The organism is Methylocystis parvus (genome assembly GCF_049675845.1).
Classification (GTDB): Bacteria; Pseudomonadota; Alphaproteobacteria; order Rhizobiales; family Beijerinckiaceae; genus Methylocystis; species Methylocystis parvus_A.
Window position 1 is genome coordinate 105,037 of sequence record NZ_CP187161.1, and the last position, 17,670, is coordinate 122,706.

Genomic DNA, 17,670 nt, shown 5'->3' on the forward strand with positions numbered 1-17,670 from the left:
TCAATTGGAGAGAAATTTGACGCAGATTTTAAATTACAAAAGCTTGCCCTGCACTCGTGGTTTGTGAAGGGTTAACGCGCCGCGCAATCTGTGGCTCTCCGGCCTCCGCCAGCTGCAACGCCGCGATCGCCGTCTCCGACGGGAAGGGCGACCCCTCGCTCGCCCGGATGATGAAGCCATCCATGTCGTCGCGGCGAATCCGGCCGCGCAGCGGTTCGACGTAGCGCCTCTGAAGCGAGGCGAGCGCCGCCGCAATCAGCAGGATCGGAGTCACGGCTGCCGCGAGGAGGGTCCAGCCGCGTAATGCGGCGCCGGAAAGCAGCATGAATCCGACGAAGCCGCCGAGCCATTGCACCAGAAAGACCGGGTAGCTCAGATCGCCGAGGAAGCCGTCGATCCGCCGCAGTTTTGGCGGCGCCTTCAACGACGTCAGAGCGATGCAGAGGAGCGTCGACAGGAGGATGTTCACATAGAAGCCGGCTTGCCGCGGATAGTCGATCGGCGCCAGCGCGCCTTCGGCGAAGAGGTTCACAAGCCAGGCGGTCAACACGAAAAAGGCTGCCGCGGGCCTTATCTCGCGGGAATTCTGACGGCTCCAGAAATAGGCCAGCGCTCCGATCGAGAAGCTCAGAATGGCCCCCTCGATGGAAAAATAGATCTGCTCGAAGGGCGCGTCGGACAGGGTCGCGACGAGGTGGAAGCAGAAACCCAGCGCGAAGCCGTAAAAAGCGAAAGCGGCGTTACGGGCGACGAACAGGAAAAGCGCCGCATACATCACGATTTCCACGGCGAGCGACCAGGCTGGCTCGATGAAGATGAGGCGGTCGGCGCCGAGGAAGACGATGGGAACGATCGCGATGTTTCCGATCAGGTCGCTCAACGACGCCTGATGCGCCCAGCGCGGCATGAAATAGGCCGCCTGCTGGGGGAAGAGCCCGATGGCGAGCGAGGTGAGCGCGCAGACCACGAAATAGGTCGGCGCCAGCTTCAGGAAGCGGTTGGACCAAAATCTTGCGCCGTCGAAGCGGTAATGCTCATGGAGCGCCGCCGTCATCGCAAAGCTAGACAATATGAAGAACGCTCTCACGGCGTAATAGCCGAGGTGAAGGTAAAAGTGCGTGTTAATCAGGTGAGACGCGACGACGATGGCGGCAAGAAAAAAGCGAAGTAAGCCAGTCATTAGTTGCCTCTAATCCTGACTATTCGTATCTCAAAAATCGAACAAATATGATATTATTCTTATTAAGCGCCAGTATACATGAGCTTGGCTGTTAAATCTTGAGGTTTTGCTTGAGCGCAGCCTTTGTCGGTCTGGCGGGACAGGCTTGCGAAAGCGGCGCGTGGGCGCCAAAAGCGCGGGCATGACCGCCTCGATCCTCCGCGAACCTGTCCCCGCCCGCTTCAATCTCGCGCGCTACTGCCTCGCGGAAAACGCGCGGCTGCGGCCCAATGTGACGGCGATCACCGTCGTCGGCGACGGGGGCGTCCAGCGCTGGACGCATGCGGAGCTCGATCTGAAAGTGCGGCGGCTGGCCGCGGGGCTGCGCTCGCTCGGCCTGCCGCAGGGCGCGCGGGTCATGATCCGCATGGGTAACGAGGCGAACGCGGCTCTTGCTTATTTCGCGGCGATCGCGGGCGGCTATGTGCCGCTGCTCGCTTCCTCCCAGCTCACTTTCGAAGAGGCGGATTTTCTTCTGAAGGATTGCGGCGCTTCGGTTCTGGCGCTGGGGGCCGCCTTCGAGAAGGAGGCGCATGAAGGCGGCGCGGCGGTCCTGCGCGGCGCCGATCTGGAGCGCCTCGCCGAAACCGCGCCGCTAGACGATTACGCGGACACGGCCGCCGATGATCCCGCCTATCTCGTCTACACCTCCGGCACGACGAGCCGCCCCAAGGGCGTGCTGCACGCCCATCGCGCGGCCTGGGGCCGCCGGCCCATGCGCGCGCATTGGACCGGGCTCGGCCCCGGCGATGTAATGCTGCATGCAGGCGCGATCAATTGGACCTATACGCTCGGCGTCGGCATCGTCGATCCTTTATCGGCGGGCGGCTCCGCCGTGCTCTATAACGGCCATCCCGATCCAAACGTCTGGCCGCGCCTGATCGCCGAACATCGTGCGACCGTCTTCGCCGCCGTGCCGGGCGTCTACCGACAACTGCTGAAATACGCCGCGCCGGAAAAGGCCGATCTTTCGAGCCTGCGTCACGGCCTCTCCGCCGGCGCCGCGCTGCCGCCAGCTTTGCTCGCGGAATGGAAGGCGCGCACGGGCAAGGAAATCTACGAAGCCTTCGGGATGAGCGAGTGCTCGACCTTCATTTCCAGCGGCCCCACGACGCCGGTGCATCCCGGTTCTCCCGGCCGTCCGCAGCCGGGCAGGGTGGTCGCGGCCCTTCCGGCGGAGGGCGGCGAGACGCCGTTGCCGCCCGGGGAGACCGGCGTGCTCGCCGTGCGGCGCGAGGATCCGGGTCTGATGCTCGGCTACTGGAATCGGCCGGATGAAGAACGCGAGGCTTTTCGCGGCGACTGGTTCGTCTCGGGCGATCTCGTCGCCTTCGACGCCGAGGGCTACATGCATCATCACGGTCGCGCGGACGAGGTGATGAATGCGGGGGGCTTTCGCGTGTCTCCCGCTGAAGTGGAAAAATGCCTGCTCGCCTTCGACCATGTCGCGGAGGCGGCGGCGGCGGAGCGTCCGGGGCGCGACGCGGACACGACGATCATCAAGGCTTATGTCGTGATGCGCGACAATGCGCCGCATGACGAGGAAGCGATCCTGGCGCATTGCCATGCGCATCTCGCAGCCTACAAGCGCCCGCGCGCAATCGTCTTTCTCGACGCCTTGCCGCGCAACGCCAATGGCAAGCTGAAGCGCTCGGAATTGCCCTGAAAGAATTGGGCTCGACTGCGCGCATCGGGGCAGAGATTGCGCAGTCGAGCCCGCATATCCATTCGCGGGGCAGAGCGAACGGGTATGTTACGCTTTGTCCAGGGCGCTCTCCAGAACCGGCGCGGCCCCGCCGGCGTGGGCGCCCTCCCGGCCGCCAGCAGCGGGGCGCTTTGGCCTCGCGCACTCCGTAACGGCGTCGCCGTTGACCGCCGCTTTCATATTGGGCGACGCCTTGAAGATGACGACGCGGCGCGCGTCGATCGGCACAGGCGCGCCCGTGCGCGGATTGCGGCCAGAGCGTTCCTGCTTGTCGCGAACGACAAAAGAGCCGAAGTCATGCAGCTTTAGCGTCTCGCCGGAAATCAGCGTGGACACCATTTCGTCGATGACGCAATCGGTCAGGCGCTTGGCCTCGCGGCGCGAGATGCCGCCGACTCGCTCGAAGATGGCGAGTGCGATGTCCTGACGCGTCAGCGTGCCGCGCTGGGCCGGCGCGGGGGCTTTTGGCTGAATCCGTGTATTTTTATCCGACATTGTCCAAGCGCCCGATATCAATCGCGCATGCGTCCATGAGCCTTAAATTCATTAGACGACGCGACCTTGCGTGAAACTGCGCGCTCTCCGTCGATAGCAACAGTGCTGATGGTCACTTCCTCGGGGTGACTTTTGTCATTGACTGTCGTGTTTCGACGGGGAGCGTGTTAGAAAGTTGATAGACGATGGAAAATTAAGTTCCCCTAGTCTCGAATGCGCAGTGTTTTAAGGGAAAGCGTAATGAACGGCGACGGCAAAGAAGAACAACATAAAATAGACCTTACGCCGATTGGCATGATGTTCGATCCAATGGAGCAGATGCGGGAGCTCCTGTTCGGCGCGACGAAGCGCGAGACCGATAAAGAACTCGCCAAACTCGAGCAGAAACTGGAAGCCATGCGTAACGAATTCGCAGCCCGTTGCGACGCGCTCGACGCACGCCTCGCTGAATACGTGCGCGACGCGCAGAAAGGGCAGGCGGAATCGCTTGCGGCGATTGGCGGCGCGCTTACCGAACTCGGCGAGCGCATCAAGGCGATGAGCGAGAAGACCAATGTCTGACATGTCGACGCCCGGTGGAGCGGAGGCGTTCGAGAAGATCAAATCTCTTCTTCTCGGCGACGTCAGCCGGCGTTTGGAAGAAACCGCCCAGCGCGTCGAGAAGCTCGACGACCGCGTCGGCGACGAAAAGAAAATGTCGGTTTCGACCGGCGACGCGCTGATCGACGCCTTCAGGCGCGCCGAAGAAAAGCATCCGCGCGACCTCAGCAACGCGATGGCGCCGTCCGTCGTGTCGATCATCCGTTCCGAGATCAAGAACTCGAAGGACATGATGGTGGAGGCGCTTTACCCCATCATGGGCCGCCTCGTGACGTCGGCGGTGGCGGGCGCCTTTCGCGATCTCGTCGAGAGCCTCAATGCCCGCATCGACGCGCTGGTTTCCGCCAATTCCTGGCGGTTGCGTCTGCGCGCCATGGCGACCGGCCGCAGCATGGCGGAAGTCGCGCTGGCGGAAGCCGAGTCGGGCCGCCTCAAACGCGCCTTGCTGCTTGAACGCGGAAGCGGGCGGCTCCTCGCCATCTGGCCGGAGGCTGAAGAGGGAGTCGAGGGCGGCAACGCAGATCTGGAAAGCGGCATGATCGCCGCGATCACCGAATTCGCGACGAATGTCTACGCCGACAAGGGCGGCGAATTGCGCATGCTCGACATCGGCTCGGGCAAGGTGTTTTTGCGCGCCTCGCCGCGCGTCATCGTCGCGGGCGAGTTCGGCGGCGAATTGTCGGGGCAGCGCGGCAAGCGCCTCGACGAGGCTTTCCTCTCCATCGTCGAATTGCACGAGAAGGAGGAGGACGCCTGCACGCCGGCGGCCATTGGCGGCCTGTTGAGCGACGCGCTCGCCGAGGGGCCCGCGAAGCCGAAAAGCAAGACGCCGGTGTTGATCTTCGGCGCCGCGCTGGCCGGGCTCGTCGTCTGGTTCAGTTGGGAGCCGGTTCTGCACGCCTATCGCGAATGGCGCATTCGCGGTGCTTATGAGGAAGCGATGGCGTCGCATCCGGCGCTGGCGCAATATCCGCTGCGCCTCGACATCGAACACAAGGATGGCCGGGTCGTGTTGCGCGGGCTTGCCGCCAATGACGCGGAGCCGCAGGCCATCCTGGAGTCGGTAACGCGGTTCGCCGAACCTTACCGCGTCGAGCGCGAGGTTCAGATCGTGGCGCTCGCCTCGCAGACGCAGCAGGATTTGCGCGCGGGCGAAACCCGCGCCGCCGCGACTCTGCAAGAGGCGCAGGCGCAGATCGAGGCGCTTCGCGGCGAATTGAAAGAAACGCGCGCCGCGCTCGACCGTCTCGCCGGCGAGCACGACGCGCCGCGCGCAAAGCTGCAGCGCTTCGTCGAGAATTTCGCGGTGTTCTTTTCAGAATCCGATACGCTGCTCGACCCGGCGGCGACGGCGGCGCGGCTCGATGAACTGGCGTCGTTGCTGAAGGCGAGCGACAGCGGCTTGCGCGTTGTGGGCTATGCGGACGATGTGGGCGCAACCGTTTCGAGCCGATCCGCCTCGCGCAAGCGCGCGGACAAGATCGTGGCGATGCTGGTCGAGCGCGGCGTGCCGCGCAACCGACTGGCGCTCGTCTCGCGGTCCACGCTCAATCCCATCGCCGACTCGACGCTCGACACGATCCGCAGCCGCCGCGTCTCCTTCGAATTGCCCTATGCAGGGGAGTTCGACGTGAGATGATGTCGGCGAAAGTCATGCTGCTCGGCGATATTGGCGTCGGCAAGTCGTCGCTGGCGCGCCGTTTTGTCTTCGACCGTTTCGAGAGCGACTACAAGACGACGATCGGCGTGGACGTGCTCACGCATGACGTGGCGCTGGGCCTCGAAGGCGACAATGCGACGCTGCGCTTCGTCCTGTGGGACACGGACGGTGATTTCGGCATGCGCATCTTCGAGACGGTTTATCTCGCCGGCGCCTCGGCGGCGATCGTCGTCGCGGACGCCACGCGGCCGGCGACGGTGGTGAAGATGTCGGGCCTTGTCGCCAAATTCGAAGAATGCTTCCCCGGCCGCCCGGTCTCCGCGATCGTCAACAAGATCGATCTTACGCCCGATTTTCGCCTATCGGAGGAGGCCGCCTCGCAGGCGGAGGTTCTTTATACGAGCGCCAAGACGGGGCAGGGCGTCGAGGAGATGTTCCTCTCGATTGGACGCGCGATCTGGCGGCGCGCCTGATCAGCGCTCCGACAGCGCCCTGATCGCGAGTTCCGTCCGGCTGCGCAAATGCAGCTTGGCGAGAATGGTGGAGACATGGTTCTTCACCGTTCCCTCGGCGAGCCCCATCTGCCGCGCGATCTCGCGATTGCCCTTGCCGGCGGCGACATGGGCGAGAACATCCTTCTCGCGTTCGGTCAGCGGCTCCTCGTCCTCCGGGGCCGTCGCCGGCGCCGGTTTGGCGTGAGTTTTCACCCGGCGGAATTCCGCGATGATTTTCGCGGCGATCATTGGCGACAGGCGCGGCTCGCCCTGAGCGACGCCGCGGATCGCCGCCAGGATCTCGCTCTCCTCCGCGTCTTTCAGCAGATAGCCCTGTGCGCCCGCTGAAATCGCCTCGAAGACGAGGTCGTCCGTGTCGAAGGTTGTCAGCATGACGACCCGCGTTTGCGGCGCCTTGGCGAGGATCGCCCGCGTCGCTGCGATCCCGTCCATGCGGGGCATTTTGAGGTCCATGAGGATGACGTCGGGCGCATAGGCGAGCGCGGCGCTGATCGCCTGCTCGCCGTCCGCAGCAGTCGCGACGACGTCGATATCCGCTTCCAGCGCCAGGAGGGCCGAGAGCGCCTTGCGGATCACGGTCTGATCCTCGGCGATCATCAGGCGGATTTTAGCCTCGGCGCTCAACGGGTTCTCCTCCGTTTTGTGGATTCCGGCACAATAGGCCGTGAAGCTGGGCCGCGCAAAAGCTGACTGTAAGATGAACGGCGCGGACACGTCCGGTTCAGGGAAGCGGCGCGATGATCTCTCCCATGACGCCGAAAACGGCGGAAGCCTCGAACGAAGGGAGCGTCCGATGCGCCAGAATTTCAAAAGGACCATCTGCGCCGCGGCGCTCGTGAGCGCCCTGAGCGCGGCGTCGCCGGCCGCGGCGGACGGCTGGGGCCATCATGGCTGGGGCTATCGAGGCGGCTGGAACAATGGCGGCGCCGCCGCGGCCGCCGCGATCGGCGGCTTTGCGCTGGGCGCGATGGCCGGCGCAGCGTCGCAGCCGGACTATGGCTACGGATATGGCGGCTATGGAGATTGCTATTACGTCGATCGCCCCGTCACCGACGGCTGGGGCAATGTCGTCGCCTATCGCAGGGCGCAGGTCTGTGAGTAGCTCTGCGAACAACGCCGTCGCGTAACGCCCGAGAAAACGTCCTCCCCGACTCCTCCCAGGGTTTCGTAGCGTGCTGCGTAGATAGGCGTTTCCGCCGTCGCCTCCCGCCCCTCTCGCGTGGCGGCGGATAACGAGCCTCCCGGAGCGATCCGGGAGGCTTTTTTCGTCAGATCGGCCTGAAGGCCAGCACGGACTTCGCCTCGGCCGCGTCGCGGCGCCAGACGCCGTTCGAATCCTTCTCGAAATGCGCCTTGTGGCCCTTGCGGGCGACCAGCACGAGCTTGCCGTGGTCGATCGACCAGCGCACCGGGTCGAAGACGACGATGCCGTTGTCGCGGCAGGCGGGCGCAAGTTGAGCGCGGCCGCCCCCCATCAAAGTGAGCATGCAGCCCGTGTCCTTGTCGTCGCGAAGAACGCCGTAGCGGCCGGATACGCCGTCGGCGGCGGCGAGGGCGGCTGCCGGGATGACGAAGGCGAAGGCGGCTGCAAAGAAGCCCAGGCGCCGGAAGCGGTCCGGGCGCGGGGTAGGGGTCGACATCGACGCTGGCTCCAGAGAAAAGCGGAGAATCGCCTTCAGTTTGCCCTTTTCACAGGCGGGGGCCAAGGGCGTTTGAAGGATTCGTCTGGTTTTTCTGCGCCTGAGGCGCGGTAATGTGTAGCAGCGCGACCTTTTGCGCTCTGCGGCGGCCTGGATTAGATTTGTGTCAACAAAACTTAACAGGGAGTCCGCGCTATGGACCCGGCCGCACTCGCGCTCGCCGAACGTTCCGCGCCGCGCTACACGAGCTACCCCACCGCCCCGCATTTCTCGAGGGCGATCGGCGACGCGCAAATGCGCGAATGGCTGGCGGCGCTCGATCCCCACGCCTCCTTGTCCCTTTACTTCCACGTGCCCTTCTGCCGGGAAATCTGCGCCTATTGCGGTTGCCACACCAAGGCCACGCGCCAGGAGGCTCCGCTCACCTCCTACAAGGAAACGCTGCTGCGCGAGATCGAGATGACGGCACAGGCCACCCGCGCCCGCGGGGTGGTCAGTATCCATTGGGGCGGCGGCACGCCGAGCATTCTGGGGCCGGCGCGCTTTGCTGAAATCGCCGGACGGGTGCGCGAGCTTTTTGACGTCACGCACGAGACCGAGCACGCCATCGAGCTCGATCCCCGGCTCCTCGACGCCGAAATGGCGGAGGCGCTGGCGCGCGCAGGCATCACCCGCGCCTCCTTCGGCGTGCAGGATCTCAACGAGCATGTGCAGGAGGCGGCCGGCCGCGTTCAGCCTTTCGAGATCGTCGCGCGCGCCGTCGCGACGCTGCGCGCCGTCGGCATCACCGCGATCAATCTCGATCTCATGTATGGGCTGCCGCTTCAGAGCGTCGCCGATGTCGAGCGCACCGCCGCCATGGCTGCGTCGCTCGACCCGCAGCGTCTTGCCGTCTTCGGCTACGCCCATGTGCCCTGGTTCAAGGCCAACCAGAAGATGATCGACGCCGCCGCGCTTCCCGGCGCCGCGGAGCGCCTCGCCCAGGCCGCCGCCGTTCGCGCGGCTTTGGAGCGCGCGGGCTATGAGGCGATCGGCCTCGACCACTTTGCGCGTCCGCAGGATCCGCTCGCGGTCGCCGCGCGCGAGGGGCGGATGCGCCGTAATTTCCAGGGTTATACGATCGACAGCGCCGCCGCGCTGCTGCCTTTCGGCGTCTCTTCCATCGGCCGCCTGCCGCAGGGTTTTGTCGGCAACGCCACGGATGTCGCCGGCTGGCGCCGCGCGGTCGAGGACGACCGCTTTCCGGTGACGCGCGGCCTCGCCTTCTCCATCGAGGATCTGGCGCGGGCCGACGTCATCGAGCGGCTCATGTGCGACTTCACGGTCGACTTTGGCGAGATCGCGCAGGAGCACGGCTTCGCCATCGACGCCTTCGACGCCGCGCGCGTTCCGCTTTCGGGCCTGGAGCGCGACGGGGTGGTGGAAATCACGGAGCGGCGGGTGACGGTGACCGAGCGCGGCCGGCCCTTCGTCCGCCTTGCCGCCGCGGCCTTCGACGCCTATCTGGAGGCTTCCGCGGCGCGCCATTCCGCCGCGGTTTGAATCGGGCAGGGGGCTGCTCGGAGAGGCGCATGTCGCCGTTGACGGCTTTCTTCGCGAAGTTCATCGGCGCCTATGCGCTTTTCGCCGGCGCTTGGCTTTACTGGCGGCGAGAGGCGGCGTTGGGGCTTCTCGACCGCATCTCGAGCGATCCCGTCTTCGAGTCGGTGATCGGCGTGCTCCGCGTCGCGTTCGGCCTTGTCGTGATCTCGGCTCACAACCGCTGGGACGGATGGCTTGAGGCGCTCGTCTCTTCTGTGGGCTGGATCGGCCTTTTCAGCGGGCTCGCCGCCCTGTTCCTGCCCGCGGGCTTTCTTGGGCGCTTGATCGAATGGATGCGCCTCAAGGAGAACCTTCCGACTTACTCCGCGGTGTCCGCGGGTCTCGGCGCGGTGCTGCTGTTTGGCGGCCTTACCGCGTGATCTCGATGGATTTCTCGATCGCGACCGGCGCTTCCGGCGCGGGAACCGTCGGGATGAGCGCGAGCGCCACATTGCGGAAGGGCGACAGCACCAGCTCCGTCACGCTGTGCGGATCGACGCCGGGCTCCTCGACGCCGAAGGCGAGGCGCGGCGATTTCTCGGACGGCATGACGAGCGTGCCGAACATCCAGTCATAGATGGCGAGGGCGTTGCCCATATTGCTGTTGTAATGCGCCGGATCGATCGAATGATGGATCTGGTGATGGGCGGGACTCATCAGCAGCTTGCCGGCCCAGCCGCGCAGCGGCAGCCAGACTTCCGAATGTTGCAGATGCACGAAGGTGAAGAAGAACAGCACCAGGAAGGCGTTGGCGCCGGCGAGCGAAAAAGCGGGGACATGCTCGCCGAGCGCAAAGGACGCGACGCCGCAGGCGAGGCCGACGCAGATCGCGACGACATTGGTGAACATCAGGGAATCGAGCGGATGCACGCGCCAGACCGTCATGGGCGTGAGCCGCTCGGCCGTGTGATGCGTCTTGTGCATCTCCCACATGAAGGGGATGCGATGCTTCAGATAATGGTCGAACCAGTAGCCGAACTCGAAGGCGAGAAAGGCGACGACCGTCATGCCGCCGCGCAGCAGCCAGCCGGGCAGACCGGTCTCGGGGCGGAAGCCGAAGCGATCCACGAGCGCGCCCTGCGTGAATTCGGCGACCTGGCTCGTGGAGAGGCAGAACCAGCCGATGAAGAGGCCGGCCACGAACACGTTCAGGAAGAAATAGAACGCGTCCGCCTTGGTCGAGCGGTTGAAGAGGATCCTGCGGGTGAAGAAGGCGCGCGCCAGCGCCTTCATGCGCACATGGCCGCGGCGATTATGCTGGCGCCAGGCGAGGAAGCCGAAGCCGACGACAAAACCAGCGGCGAGCGAGTAAATCGAGAAATGCGAGCCGGGGGAGAGAAGAACGGGGTGGAGCTTGTCGGTGATGCTGGCCAGGAAGCTCATTTTGCCCGCTCTTTGTCGGAATTCTGACTGTCTCGACGCTAAAGGCGGGGGGTAAAGCTTTCCTCAATGCAAACGGCAGAGGCGGCCGGGCTTTCGGCGTCAAATTGACGCGAGGAAGCGGCCGGGGAGCTTGACCATGGAAGCCAAGGAACTGTTGAACAATCCGCGTTTCGTCGCGCTCTGGGTCGGCATCTGGGGGGCGATGCTGCTGGCGATCGTCAATGTTTACGAAAAGATAAGCCTGCTTTCGCAGATGGGTTCTTAACAGGGGCGACGCAACGCGCTTGTGGCGAAGGGCGCGTTTCGCCATCGTGCATGTTCCCGATTCGATCTATAGGGACACATGCCCGTCTGGACGCCTGAGCAGGATAATGCGCTGAACGCCGTCGCGAAATGGCTCGCGACGCCGCGCGGGCCGCAGGTCTTTCGGCTTTTCGGCTATGCCGGAACCGGAAAATCGACGCTCGCCCTTCATCTTGCCGAGCATGTCGACGGCGACGTCGCCTTTGCGGCCTTCACGGGCAAGGCCGCGCTCGTCATGCGCTCAAAGGGCTGCAAGGACGCGCGCACGATCCATAGCCTGATTTATCGCGCCACGGACTCCGAGACGGAGGAGCCTTCCTTCGTCCTCAACGACGATAGCGAAGCCGCGCACGCCAAGCTCATTGTCATCGACGAATGCTCGATGGTGGACGAGGAGCTGGGCCGCGATCTTCTCTCCTTCGGCAAGAAGGTGCTGGTGCTGGGCGATCCGGCGCAATTGCCGCCGGTGAAGGGTGGAGGCTTTTTCACCGAGTCAGAACCCGATGTGATGCTGACCGAGGTGCATCGCCAGGCCGCGGACAACCCGATCGTTCGCCTCTCCATGACGATTCGCGAAGGCGGCACGTTGCAGCGCGGCGTCTATGGCGAGACGCGTATCGTGGGGCGCGATGGGCTCGATCCGGCGCTCGTCACCGGCGCCGATCAGGTGCTTGTCGGCATGAACAAGACGCGCCGGGCATACAACAACCGGCTGCGCGAACTGCGGGGATTCACTGCTGGCCCGTTTCCCCACTCGGGCGAGAAGCTCGTCTGCCTGCGCAACAACCGCAAGAAGGGCCTGCTCAACGGCGCGCTCTTCACCGTCAAGAGCGCAGGCGCCCTACGGCGCGGCAAGATCAGAATGCTGGTCATGCCGGAGGAGGGCGAGGCCGGGAAGTTCCAGCGCGTCTCGGTGATCCCGCAATTCTTCGAAGGCGGCGAGGGCGAAATTCCTTATGCGTTGCGCAAGGATTCGGACGAGTTCGATTATGGCTACGCGCTCACGGTGCACAAGGCGCAGGGCTCGCAATGGGACAATGTGACTCTCTTCGACGAGTCCTTCGCCTTCCGAGAGCACCGCGCGCGTTGGCTCTATACGGGCGTCACGCGCGCGGCGCAGAAGCTGACATTGGTGATGTAGCCTCTCACCCTCCCCTTGAGGGGGAGGGTCGAAGCGCGAAGCGCTTCGGGGTGGGGTGTCGGCGCCAATGTTTGCTAATGCTCATGGAAACCGCACAACGGCTCTCATTTTGCGCGCGCAGAAGCGCGCGGTTTCACCCCACCCCGCCTTGCTTCGCAACGCGCGACCCTCCCCCTCCAGGGGAGGGTATTGGAGCAAGCGCCGCGACGGAGATGTCCAAATGACCAACGCCATCGAAATGCGCCGCTATTCCGACGGCGCGGTCTATCGCTTCCTCGCCGCGCCGGCGGGCGAGGACGGCCTTCCGCGGTTCAAGCGCGCGGACAAGGATGTCTGGATGCTGCGCCATCCCGATTTCGGCTGGATCGTCTGGGACGAGACGGATGGCTCGCTCATGAGCTGCCCCTGGGATGTGGCGATGAAGGATCAGGGCGACGCGCCGCCTGAATGCGACTGGGTGAGCCGGAAGGGCGAAAATTCCTTCGTCTACCGGCTCGTCACCGTCTGACGGTTACTTGCTCCAGCTATCGATCGCGTCCGCGAAGACGCGCTCGCCAGCCGGGCCTTTTTCCATATTGATCGTCGCCGCGCGGCCGTCCGCGAGTTGCAGCGGAAGATCGAGGACCGCCATGGAGCGCAAGAGCTGAATGTTGCGCGCTTCGCGGTCGCCGCGCATCAGGCCGATGAGGAAGTTGTTTTCCGTGATCGGGACCGGAATGCCTGCGACTTTCTCGCCCGATTGCGCATCGGCGCGGCGCATCTGGATCGGGCCGATCGCCTTCACGCCGCCAAGCGTGCTGCCGGGCTGCGGCTTGAAAGAAACGTTGATCGTGTGAGACGCGGAAAGGGTCGAGTCGTTGTTCTTCTGAAACAGCAAGGTCAGTTTCATCTTGCCGTCCGGAATGTCCACGTCGCCGCGGATGGCGGAACTCATCGGCTGGCCGGGGCCGCCGCCGACATTCTCCAGGCGCCACACGACCGTCCCGTTCAGGATGCGGTCGACCTTGTCCGGCTCCTGCAGCGAGGCGACCCACATCTCCGCCTTCTGCGCCACAGGCACGGCGGTCGCGCGCTTGCCGGAACTCGGGGCGGGCGCGGAATTGCCGCCCTCGACGCGGTCGCCGAACTTTCCAGCGTCCGCCGTGTCCGAGGAGCCGGTCTCTTCCGGTTTCAGCTTGGCGAGGTCTTCCGGTCGCTCGCGCAGATACCAGGCGAGCGCGCCGACGACGGCGATCAGCGCGACGAGCACGCCAGCGAGCGCGATGATGCGCGTGGGCGGCCGGCGGGATTTCGGGGGTAAGGGCAGCGGGGCGGCAGGACGCTGCGGCTCGCGCGGGGCCTGAGCCTCGTTCTCCGTGTCGGCGAGCGTCTCGCGCCAGGCGTCCTCCGCGGTGCGCTCCGATGGACGCGGCTCGGCGGGAGGGGTTGGCTTTGCGGCCGGCGTCGCGCCATGACGCGCGAGTGCGGCCGCGAAAGAAGTATCCGCTTTGGCGGGCGCGGGCCTTTGCGGCGGCGCCGTGAGTTCGCGTTCGACGCGGGCGACGGCCTCGTCGAGCGCGCGTCCCTCGGCGGCGATGTCGGCCTCCGCGACCGGCGGCTGGATGCCCCGCAACTGGCTGAACAGCGCCTTGCGCGCGCGCTCGTAAACCGCCTGCCTCGCCTCGGGCGATTGCTGGGGGAGAGCGGCAATGGCGCGGGAGATCAAGGAATAATAATCAGCCATGTTCGGTTAAGAGCACTTCCCTTGAGTCGCGTCAATCCTGACCCCTTGCAAAACCGCGAAAAACCGGGGATTTCACCGGTCTAGTCCGCTATCCGTCACGGGCGGCGGCCGAGCACAGGTTGGAGAAAAAGCATGTCATCGCTTCGCTCGCTGGCGCGTGTCCTTTGCGCGGCCTTTCTCGCTGCGTTTCTCGCGCCTTCGACCGCGCGCGCCATCAGCATGGACAAGTCCTCGACGATTCGCGACCAATGCGAAATCTCGATCGGCCCCGACCTCATTGGCGTCGTCGCCTATATGCCCGACCGTTCGCGCGACCGCTTCTGCGCGGAGTTTCCGGCGCCGGGTCGAATCATCCTCACCGTCGACCTCATCGCCGAGCGCCTGCGCGCGCTGCCCATCGAGGTGCGCATCGTGAAGGAGCCTGGCAAGCCGCTCTCCGAAGAGGACGATCTCGCGCCCTTCACCGTCGCATATTTCGCGCCGCGCCTTTATCCCGGCGGCGCCGTTCCCGTCGAGCACGACTTCGAGGAGACCGGCAATTATGCGGCTTTCATTTCCGTCACCGAATCGTCAGGGACGAAGCGCACCACGCGGTTCGGCTTTACGATCGGCGGATGGCTGCAATTCTACGCAACGGCGATGCTCGCGGGCGTTTTCCTCATCGGCGCGGTCCTGGCCTACTGGCAATACAGCAACACCGGCGTGAAAGGCATGCGGCGCAAGCGGTATTAATCGCGCCTTTCCTCGCGGGGCTCCCTCACTTGAAAGATTGCGCGCGCCCTTCTTCAGGCGCCGGCCTTTTCGCCGGGACAGCGATCAGCCAATAGATCGCGCCCGTCAGCGCGCCGGTAAGGAAAAACAACAAGGCGAGGCGGCTTTCCGCCTCGTTCACATGCTGCACGCGCTCCAACCCCTTCGCGGCGCGCGCGATCCAGGGCGAGGCGCCCGCGAGCAGACCGGAGACGCCCGAATACCAGACGAAGGATCGCGCGCCCGCAGCTTCTCCAACGAGCGCCGCCACGGCGAGCGGCGCGGCGCATGTCGCGATGATCACGGCCCAGACGACGAAACTCAGCGCGGCGAAAGCCTGTTCGGGGTCGCCTTCATTGATGGCTTCGTCGACAATGGCGAAAAGCCCGGCGATGAGCGGCGTCAGTCCTGCTTCCCGGGTCGCAGGATCGAACAGGGCGGAGACGACCATAAAGACCGCGCCAACGCCCGCGGCGATGACGAAGCCGAATGTCATGACGATCAGCCGGCGCAGCATGAAACCTCTTTTGCGCCCGGCTTACGGCTCGAGCACTGAATCCCAGTATAGATAATCCATCCAGCTTTCATGCAGATAATTCGGCGGAAACAGGCGGCCATTGCGATGCAGGTCGACGATCGTCGGTTGATACGGCGTTTGAGCCGGCAACATATGCGCTTCGCGCGGCAGGCGGTCGCCCTTGCGCAGATTGCAGGGCGAGCAGGCCGCGACGACGTTCTCCCATGTCGTGGCGCCGCCCTTGGAGCGCGGAATGACGTGATCGAAGGTCAGTTCGTCATGAGCGCCGCAATACTGGCAGGTGAATCGATCGCGAAGGAAGACGTTAAAACGAGTAAAGGCCGGCTGACGGGCCGGCCTTACATATTCCTTCAGCGAAACCACCGAGGGAAGACGGATCTCGAAGCTCGGACTTTTGACCGTCTTCTCATATTCCGAGACGATATTGACGCGGTCGAGGAAGACGGCCTTGATCGCGTCCTGCCATCCCCACAGCGAAAGGGGATAGTAACTCAGCGGCCTGTAGTCCGCGTTGAGCACAAGCGCGGGACAGGCCTGCGGCGAGACATTTTGGTTTCGAAAGTGAGCGGTCACCCTGCCAGCCTCTCGGTTTCAAGAAGGGCCCGATGGACCGCGCCAAGGTCCAACTAGGCCTTTTGCGATTATCGATATTTTACAGGGAGGATGACGCGCTTGTGAAGGGCGCCCGGAGCAGATGCGGGCGGGTTTTTCGGCGCAGGCCGGAAAGTATTGATCGCCGTTTGAGGAAATTTTTAAGCTAAGCTATTCGCGAGAAAATGCAATAGAATTGGATTATCCGGGTCCGTATGGAGGTTAAAAGGTTCGCGAATTGCAGCGGATAAGCAAAACGTTCCGTCGCGGATGCACTTTGTCGCAAATTGAGACAGGTGCGTCCGACTGGGAGACAGGTCTTGTCCCATCAGGTCGAATTTCGTGAAGAGCAGGCGCGTGCTGAAATATCGTTCAGGACGGCTGGACGACGGTCTCAGAAGAAAACTGAAAGAAAGACCCAAGGCTGGGCCCCCCACGGGAACACGGCGATCGTTCGGCTGTGCTTTTCAATACTCGCCGCATCGCTCGATTTCCTGACAATCGCCGCGGCGGGCGTCGCCGCGCAGATCACGTACCACATGGCCGCCTATGGCGAGAGCGGGCTCACGGCCGCGAATCTGCAGCCCTGCCTTATCGCCGCCGGCGCCTTTCTGCTCGCCAATGCCGTGCGCCACGAATATTCCTTCGCGAAATACCTGCAGCTTCGCGGCCACGCCTGGCGTTCCTTCGCCCTGTGGACGCTCGTCACCCTCTTTGCGGTCGCAATCGGCTTCCTGACCAAGACGACCGAGGAAACCTCGCGCGGCGCCTTTGTTCTGGCCTATATCTCGGGCTTCGCGGCGCTGCTGGCGCAGCGCGCGACCCTTTGCCATCTCGTGCGCGCCAGCGCCGAAACCGGCGGCGTTTCGGCGCGCCGGGTCTTTCTCGTGGGGCTCGAGAAGGACGTCGAAACCTTCACCTATCGGTATCGGCCCTGGGCCTGCGGCATGAATGTCGTGGCCTCGGTCGTGCTGCGCGACAGCGAACACACGCTCGGCGACGACCTCGCCCTCGCCGTCGCCTCGGCGCGCATGCTGCGGCCCGACGACATCTTCATCCTCGCGCCGTGGTCGCGCACCGACGTGATCGACGATTGCGTCACAGCCTTTCTGCACGTTCCCGCCCGCATCCATCTTGGGCCCGAGCGCGTGCTCGACCGCTTCGTCGACGCGCATATCGACAAGGTCGGCGCTATCTCGAGCCTCAGCCTCTCGGGTCATCCGCTCAATCTCGTCGAGGTGGCGGCGAAACGCGCCTTCGACCTCGTCGTGTCCGCCGCTGCGCTTATCGCGCTCTCGCCGATGCTCCTGCTTTGCGCCTTGCTCATCCGCCTCGAAAGCGAGGGGCCGGCGCTGTTCTACCAGCGCCGCTACGGCTTCAATCGTGAGACCTTCCGCATCGTGAAGTTCCGCACTATGCGGACGATGGAGGACGACCGGCATGTCAGGCAGGCGACCGCCGACGATCCGCGCGTGACGCGCATCGGACGCTTCCTTCGCCGATACAATATCGACGAGCTGCCGCAGCTCTTTAATGTGCTGCATGGCGACATGTCGCTTGTCGGGCCGCGCCCGCACGCGCTCGCGCATGACCAGCTTTTCGAGCGCCGCGTCGCGCTCTACGCCCGCCGCCACAACGTCAAGCCCGGCATTACCGGCTGGGCGCAAGTCAACGGCCTGCGGGGGGAGATCGATACGCCCGAGAAAATTCGCCAGAGGGTCGAGCACGACCTCTACTACATCGATAACTGGTCGCTGCTTTTCGACATCTGGATCATGTTCCTCACCGTCTTCTCGCGTAAGGCGTATCGTAACGCGATTTGACGG

The 17,670-nt window shown here is 64.3% G+C and carries 19 protein-coding genes and 1 pseudogene; 12 read left to right on the top strand and 8 right to left on the bottom strand.

The features are described from left to right. Positions 1-28 precede the first annotated feature (28 nt). Complete coding sequence (locus ACPFMJ_RS00670) at positions 29-1,180, bottom strand: acyltransferase family protein (RefSeq protein WP_424361986.1); 1,152 nt, start codon at positions 1,178-1,180, stop codon at positions 29-31. A gap of 181 nt (positions 1,181-1,361) precedes the next feature. Between ACPFMJ_RS00670 and ACPFMJ_RS00675 the strand changes: the two genes are divergently transcribed. After that, the gene (locus tag ACPFMJ_RS00675) at positions 1,362-2,885 is read left to right on the top strand and encodes a class I adenylate-forming enzyme family protein (protein WP_424361987.1); all 1,524 of its coding nucleotides are present in this window, start codon (positions 1,362-1,364) and stop codon (positions 2,883-2,885) included. 192 nt (positions 2,886-3,077) lie between these two features. Here ACPFMJ_RS00675 and ACPFMJ_RS00680 read toward each other — a convergent pair. Further along, positions 3,078-3,419 (bottom strand): annotated as a pseudogene (locus tag ACPFMJ_RS00680) (integration host factor subunit alpha); the annotation flags it as partial. Between the two features lie 240 nt (positions 3,420-3,659). Between ACPFMJ_RS00680 and ACPFMJ_RS00685 the strand changes: the two are divergent. Genes ACPFMJ_RS00685 through ACPFMJ_RS00695 form a run of 3 tightly spaced genes read left to right on the top strand, consistent with a single transcriptional unit; the run spans position 3,660 to position 6,152 of the window. Next, positions 3,660-3,980, top strand: coding sequence for a hypothetical protein (locus tag ACPFMJ_RS00685; protein ID WP_424361988.1), 321 nt, complete (start codon positions 3,660-3,662; stop codon positions 3,978-3,980). Next, positions 3,973-5,658 carry an OmpA family protein gene (locus ACPFMJ_RS00690; RefSeq protein ID WP_424361989.1) on the top strand — a complete coding sequence of 562 codons (1,686 nt, stop codon included), beginning with the start codon at positions 3,973-3,975 and terminating at the stop codon, positions 5,656-5,658. Before ACPFMJ_RS00685 ends, ACPFMJ_RS00690 begins: the two co-directional genes overlap by 8 nt. Then, entirely contained in the window at positions 5,655-6,152 is a 498-nt protein-coding gene (locus ACPFMJ_RS00695) for a Rab family GTPase (protein WP_424361990.1), read from the top strand. The genes ACPFMJ_RS00690 and ACPFMJ_RS00695 overlap by 4 nt, the downstream gene beginning before the upstream one ends. Here the strand turns inward: ACPFMJ_RS00695 and ACPFMJ_RS00700 are convergent, their stop codons facing one another. Further along, positions 6,153-6,818 (bottom strand): response regulator, encoded by a 666-nt coding sequence (locus ACPFMJ_RS00700; RefSeq protein ID WP_424361991.1) that lies wholly within the window; start codon positions 6,816-6,818, stop codon positions 6,153-6,155. It abuts the gene before it with no gap. A 169-nt stretch (positions 6,819-6,987) separates the two neighbouring features. On the opposite strand from ACPFMJ_RS00700, the gene ACPFMJ_RS00705 reads away from it, so the two are divergent. Then, positions 6,988-7,296: a hypothetical protein gene (locus ACPFMJ_RS00705; protein WP_424361992.1), complete on the top strand. Its 309-nt coding sequence runs from the start codon at positions 6,988-6,990 to the stop codon at positions 7,294-7,296. A gap of 166 nt (positions 7,297-7,462) precedes the next feature. Here the strand turns inward: ACPFMJ_RS00705 and ACPFMJ_RS00710 are convergent, their stop codons facing one another. After that, a complete protein-coding gene (locus ACPFMJ_RS00710) occupies positions 7,463-7,834 on the bottom strand; it encodes a hypothetical protein (RefSeq protein ID WP_424361993.1) in 372 nt (123 codons plus the stop codon). A gap of 195 nt (positions 7,835-8,029) precedes the next feature. Between ACPFMJ_RS00710 and hemN the strand changes: the two genes are divergently transcribed. Continuing rightward, the gene (gene hemN / locus ACPFMJ_RS00715; protein WP_424361994.1) at positions 8,030-9,376 is read left to right on the top strand and encodes an oxygen-independent coproporphyrinogen III oxidase; all 1,347 of its coding nucleotides are present in this window, start codon (positions 8,030-8,032) and stop codon (positions 9,374-9,376) included. 29 nt (positions 9,377-9,405) lie between these two features. Next, positions 9,406-9,795, top strand: coding sequence for a hypothetical protein (locus tag ACPFMJ_RS00720; protein WP_424361995.1), 390 nt, complete (start codon positions 9,406-9,408; stop codon positions 9,793-9,795). Here ACPFMJ_RS00720 and ACPFMJ_RS00725 read toward each other — a convergent pair. Next, positions 9,785-10,798: a sterol desaturase family protein gene (locus ACPFMJ_RS00725; RefSeq protein ID WP_424361996.1), complete on the bottom strand. Its 1,014-nt coding sequence runs from the start codon at positions 10,796-10,798 to the stop codon at positions 9,785-9,787. The genes ACPFMJ_RS00720 and ACPFMJ_RS00725 overlap by 11 nt on opposite strands. A 136-nt stretch (positions 10,799-10,934) precedes the next feature. Here ACPFMJ_RS00725 and ACPFMJ_RS00730 point away from each other — a divergent pair, with 136 nt between their 5' ends. The 3 genes from ACPFMJ_RS00730 (at position 10,935) to ACPFMJ_RS00740 (ending at position 12,750) form a co-directional block, all read left to right on the top strand. Continuing rightward, a complete protein-coding gene (locus tag ACPFMJ_RS00730; protein WP_424361997.1) occupies positions 10,935-11,063 on the top strand; it encodes a hypothetical protein in 129 nt (42 codons plus the stop codon). A gap of 78 nt (positions 11,064-11,141) precedes the next feature. Next, complete coding sequence (locus tag ACPFMJ_RS00735; RefSeq protein WP_424361998.1) at positions 11,142-12,242, top strand: ATP-dependent DNA helicase; 1,101 nt, start codon at positions 11,142-11,144, stop codon at positions 12,240-12,242. Between the two features lie 220 nt (positions 12,243-12,462). Further along, the gene (locus ACPFMJ_RS00740; RefSeq protein WP_424361999.1) at positions 12,463-12,750 is read left to right on the top strand and encodes a hypothetical protein; all 288 of its coding nucleotides are present in this window, start codon (positions 12,463-12,465) and stop codon (positions 12,748-12,750) included. A gap of 3 nt (positions 12,751-12,753) precedes the next feature. Here the strand turns inward: ACPFMJ_RS00740 and ACPFMJ_RS00745 are convergent, their stop codons facing one another. Continuing rightward, positions 12,754-13,965: a hypothetical protein gene (locus tag ACPFMJ_RS00745; protein WP_424362000.1), complete on the bottom strand. Its 1,212-nt coding sequence runs from the start codon at positions 13,963-13,965 to the stop codon at positions 12,754-12,756. A 132-nt stretch (positions 13,966-14,097) separates the two neighbouring features. On the opposite strand from ACPFMJ_RS00745, the gene ACPFMJ_RS00750 reads away from it, so the two are divergent. Beyond that, the gene (locus ACPFMJ_RS00750) at positions 14,098-14,697 is read left to right on the top strand and encodes a hypothetical protein (RefSeq protein ID WP_424362001.1); all 600 of its coding nucleotides are present in this window, start codon (positions 14,098-14,100) and stop codon (positions 14,695-14,697) included. Between the two features lie 25 nt (positions 14,698-14,722). Here ACPFMJ_RS00750 and ACPFMJ_RS00755 read toward each other — a convergent pair whose 3' ends face one another. Together ACPFMJ_RS00755 and ACPFMJ_RS00760 are read right to left on the bottom strand one after the other, a co-directional pair. Beyond that, complete coding sequence (locus ACPFMJ_RS00755) at positions 14,723-15,232, bottom strand: hypothetical protein (protein ID WP_424362002.1); 510 nt, start codon at positions 15,230-15,232, stop codon at positions 14,723-14,725. A gap of 21 nt (positions 15,233-15,253) precedes the next feature. After that, complete coding sequence (locus tag ACPFMJ_RS00760; protein ID WP_424362003.1) at positions 15,254-15,826, bottom strand: HNH endonuclease; 573 nt, start codon at positions 15,824-15,826, stop codon at positions 15,254-15,256. A 338-nt stretch (positions 15,827-16,164) separates the two neighbouring features. Here ACPFMJ_RS00760 and ACPFMJ_RS00765 point away from each other — a divergent pair, with 338 nt between their 5' ends. Continuing rightward, complete coding sequence (locus ACPFMJ_RS00765) at positions 16,165-17,667, top strand: undecaprenyl-phosphate glucose phosphotransferase (RefSeq protein ID WP_424362004.1); 1,503 nt, start codon at positions 16,165-16,167, stop codon at positions 17,665-17,667. Positions 17,668-17,670: the final 3 nt, after the last annotated feature.

Coding starts and splice junctions, on each gene's coding strand:
- ACPFMJ_RS00725 (WP_424361996.1), bottom strand. CDS start 10,798: ATGAGCTTCCTGGCCAGCATCACCGACAAGCTCCACCCCGTTCTTCTC.
- ACPFMJ_RS00720 (WP_424361995.1), top strand. CDS start 9,406: ATGTCGCCGTTGACGGCTTTCTTCGCGAAGTTCATCGGCGCCTATGCG.
- ACPFMJ_RS00740 (WP_424361999.1), top strand. CDS start 12,463: ATGACCAACGCCATCGAAATGCGCCGCTATTCCGACGGCGCGGTCTAT.
- ACPFMJ_RS00745 (WP_424362000.1), bottom strand. CDS start 13,965: ATGGCTGATTATTATTCCTTGATCTCCCGCGCCATTGCCGCTCTCCCC.
- ACPFMJ_RS00675 (WP_424361987.1), top strand. CDS start 1,362: ATGACCGCCTCGATCCTCCGCGAACCTGTCCCCGCCCGCTTCAATCTC.
- ACPFMJ_RS00690 (WP_424361989.1), top strand. CDS start 3,973: ATGTCTGACATGTCGACGCCCGGTGGAGCGGAGGCGTTCGAGAAGATC.
- ACPFMJ_RS00670 (WP_424361986.1), bottom strand. CDS start 1,180: ATGACTGGCTTACTTCGCTTTTTTCTTGCCGCCATCGTCGTCGCGTCT.
- ACPFMJ_RS00750 (WP_424362001.1), top strand. CDS start 14,098: ATGTCATCGCTTCGCTCGCTGGCGCGTGTCCTTTGCGCGGCCTTTCTC.
- ACPFMJ_RS00730 (WP_424361997.1), top strand. CDS start 10,935: ATGGAAGCCAAGGAACTGTTGAACAATCCGCGTTTCGTCGCGCTCTGG.
- ACPFMJ_RS00685 (WP_424361988.1), top strand. CDS start 3,660: ATGAACGGCGACGGCAAAGAAGAACAACATAAAATAGACCTTACGCCG.
- ACPFMJ_RS00695 (WP_424361990.1), top strand. CDS start 5,655: ATGATGTCGGCGAAAGTCATGCTGCTCGGCGATATTGGCGTCGGCAAG.
- ACPFMJ_RS00705 (WP_424361992.1), top strand. CDS start 6,988: ATGCGCCAGAATTTCAAAAGGACCATCTGCGCCGCGGCGCTCGTGAGC.
- ACPFMJ_RS00755 (WP_424362002.1), bottom strand. CDS start 15,232: ATGCTGCGCCGGCTGATCGTCATGACATTCGGCTTCGTCATCGCCGCG.
- hemN (WP_424361994.1), top strand. CDS start 8,030: ATGGACCCGGCCGCACTCGCGCTCGCCGAACGTTCCGCGCCGCGCTAC.
- ACPFMJ_RS00710 (WP_424361993.1), bottom strand. CDS start 7,834: ATGTCGACCCCTACCCCGCGCCCGGACCGCTTCCGGCGCCTGGGCTTC.
- ACPFMJ_RS00735 (WP_424361998.1), top strand. CDS start 11,142: ATGCCCGTCTGGACGCCTGAGCAGGATAATGCGCTGAACGCCGTCGCG.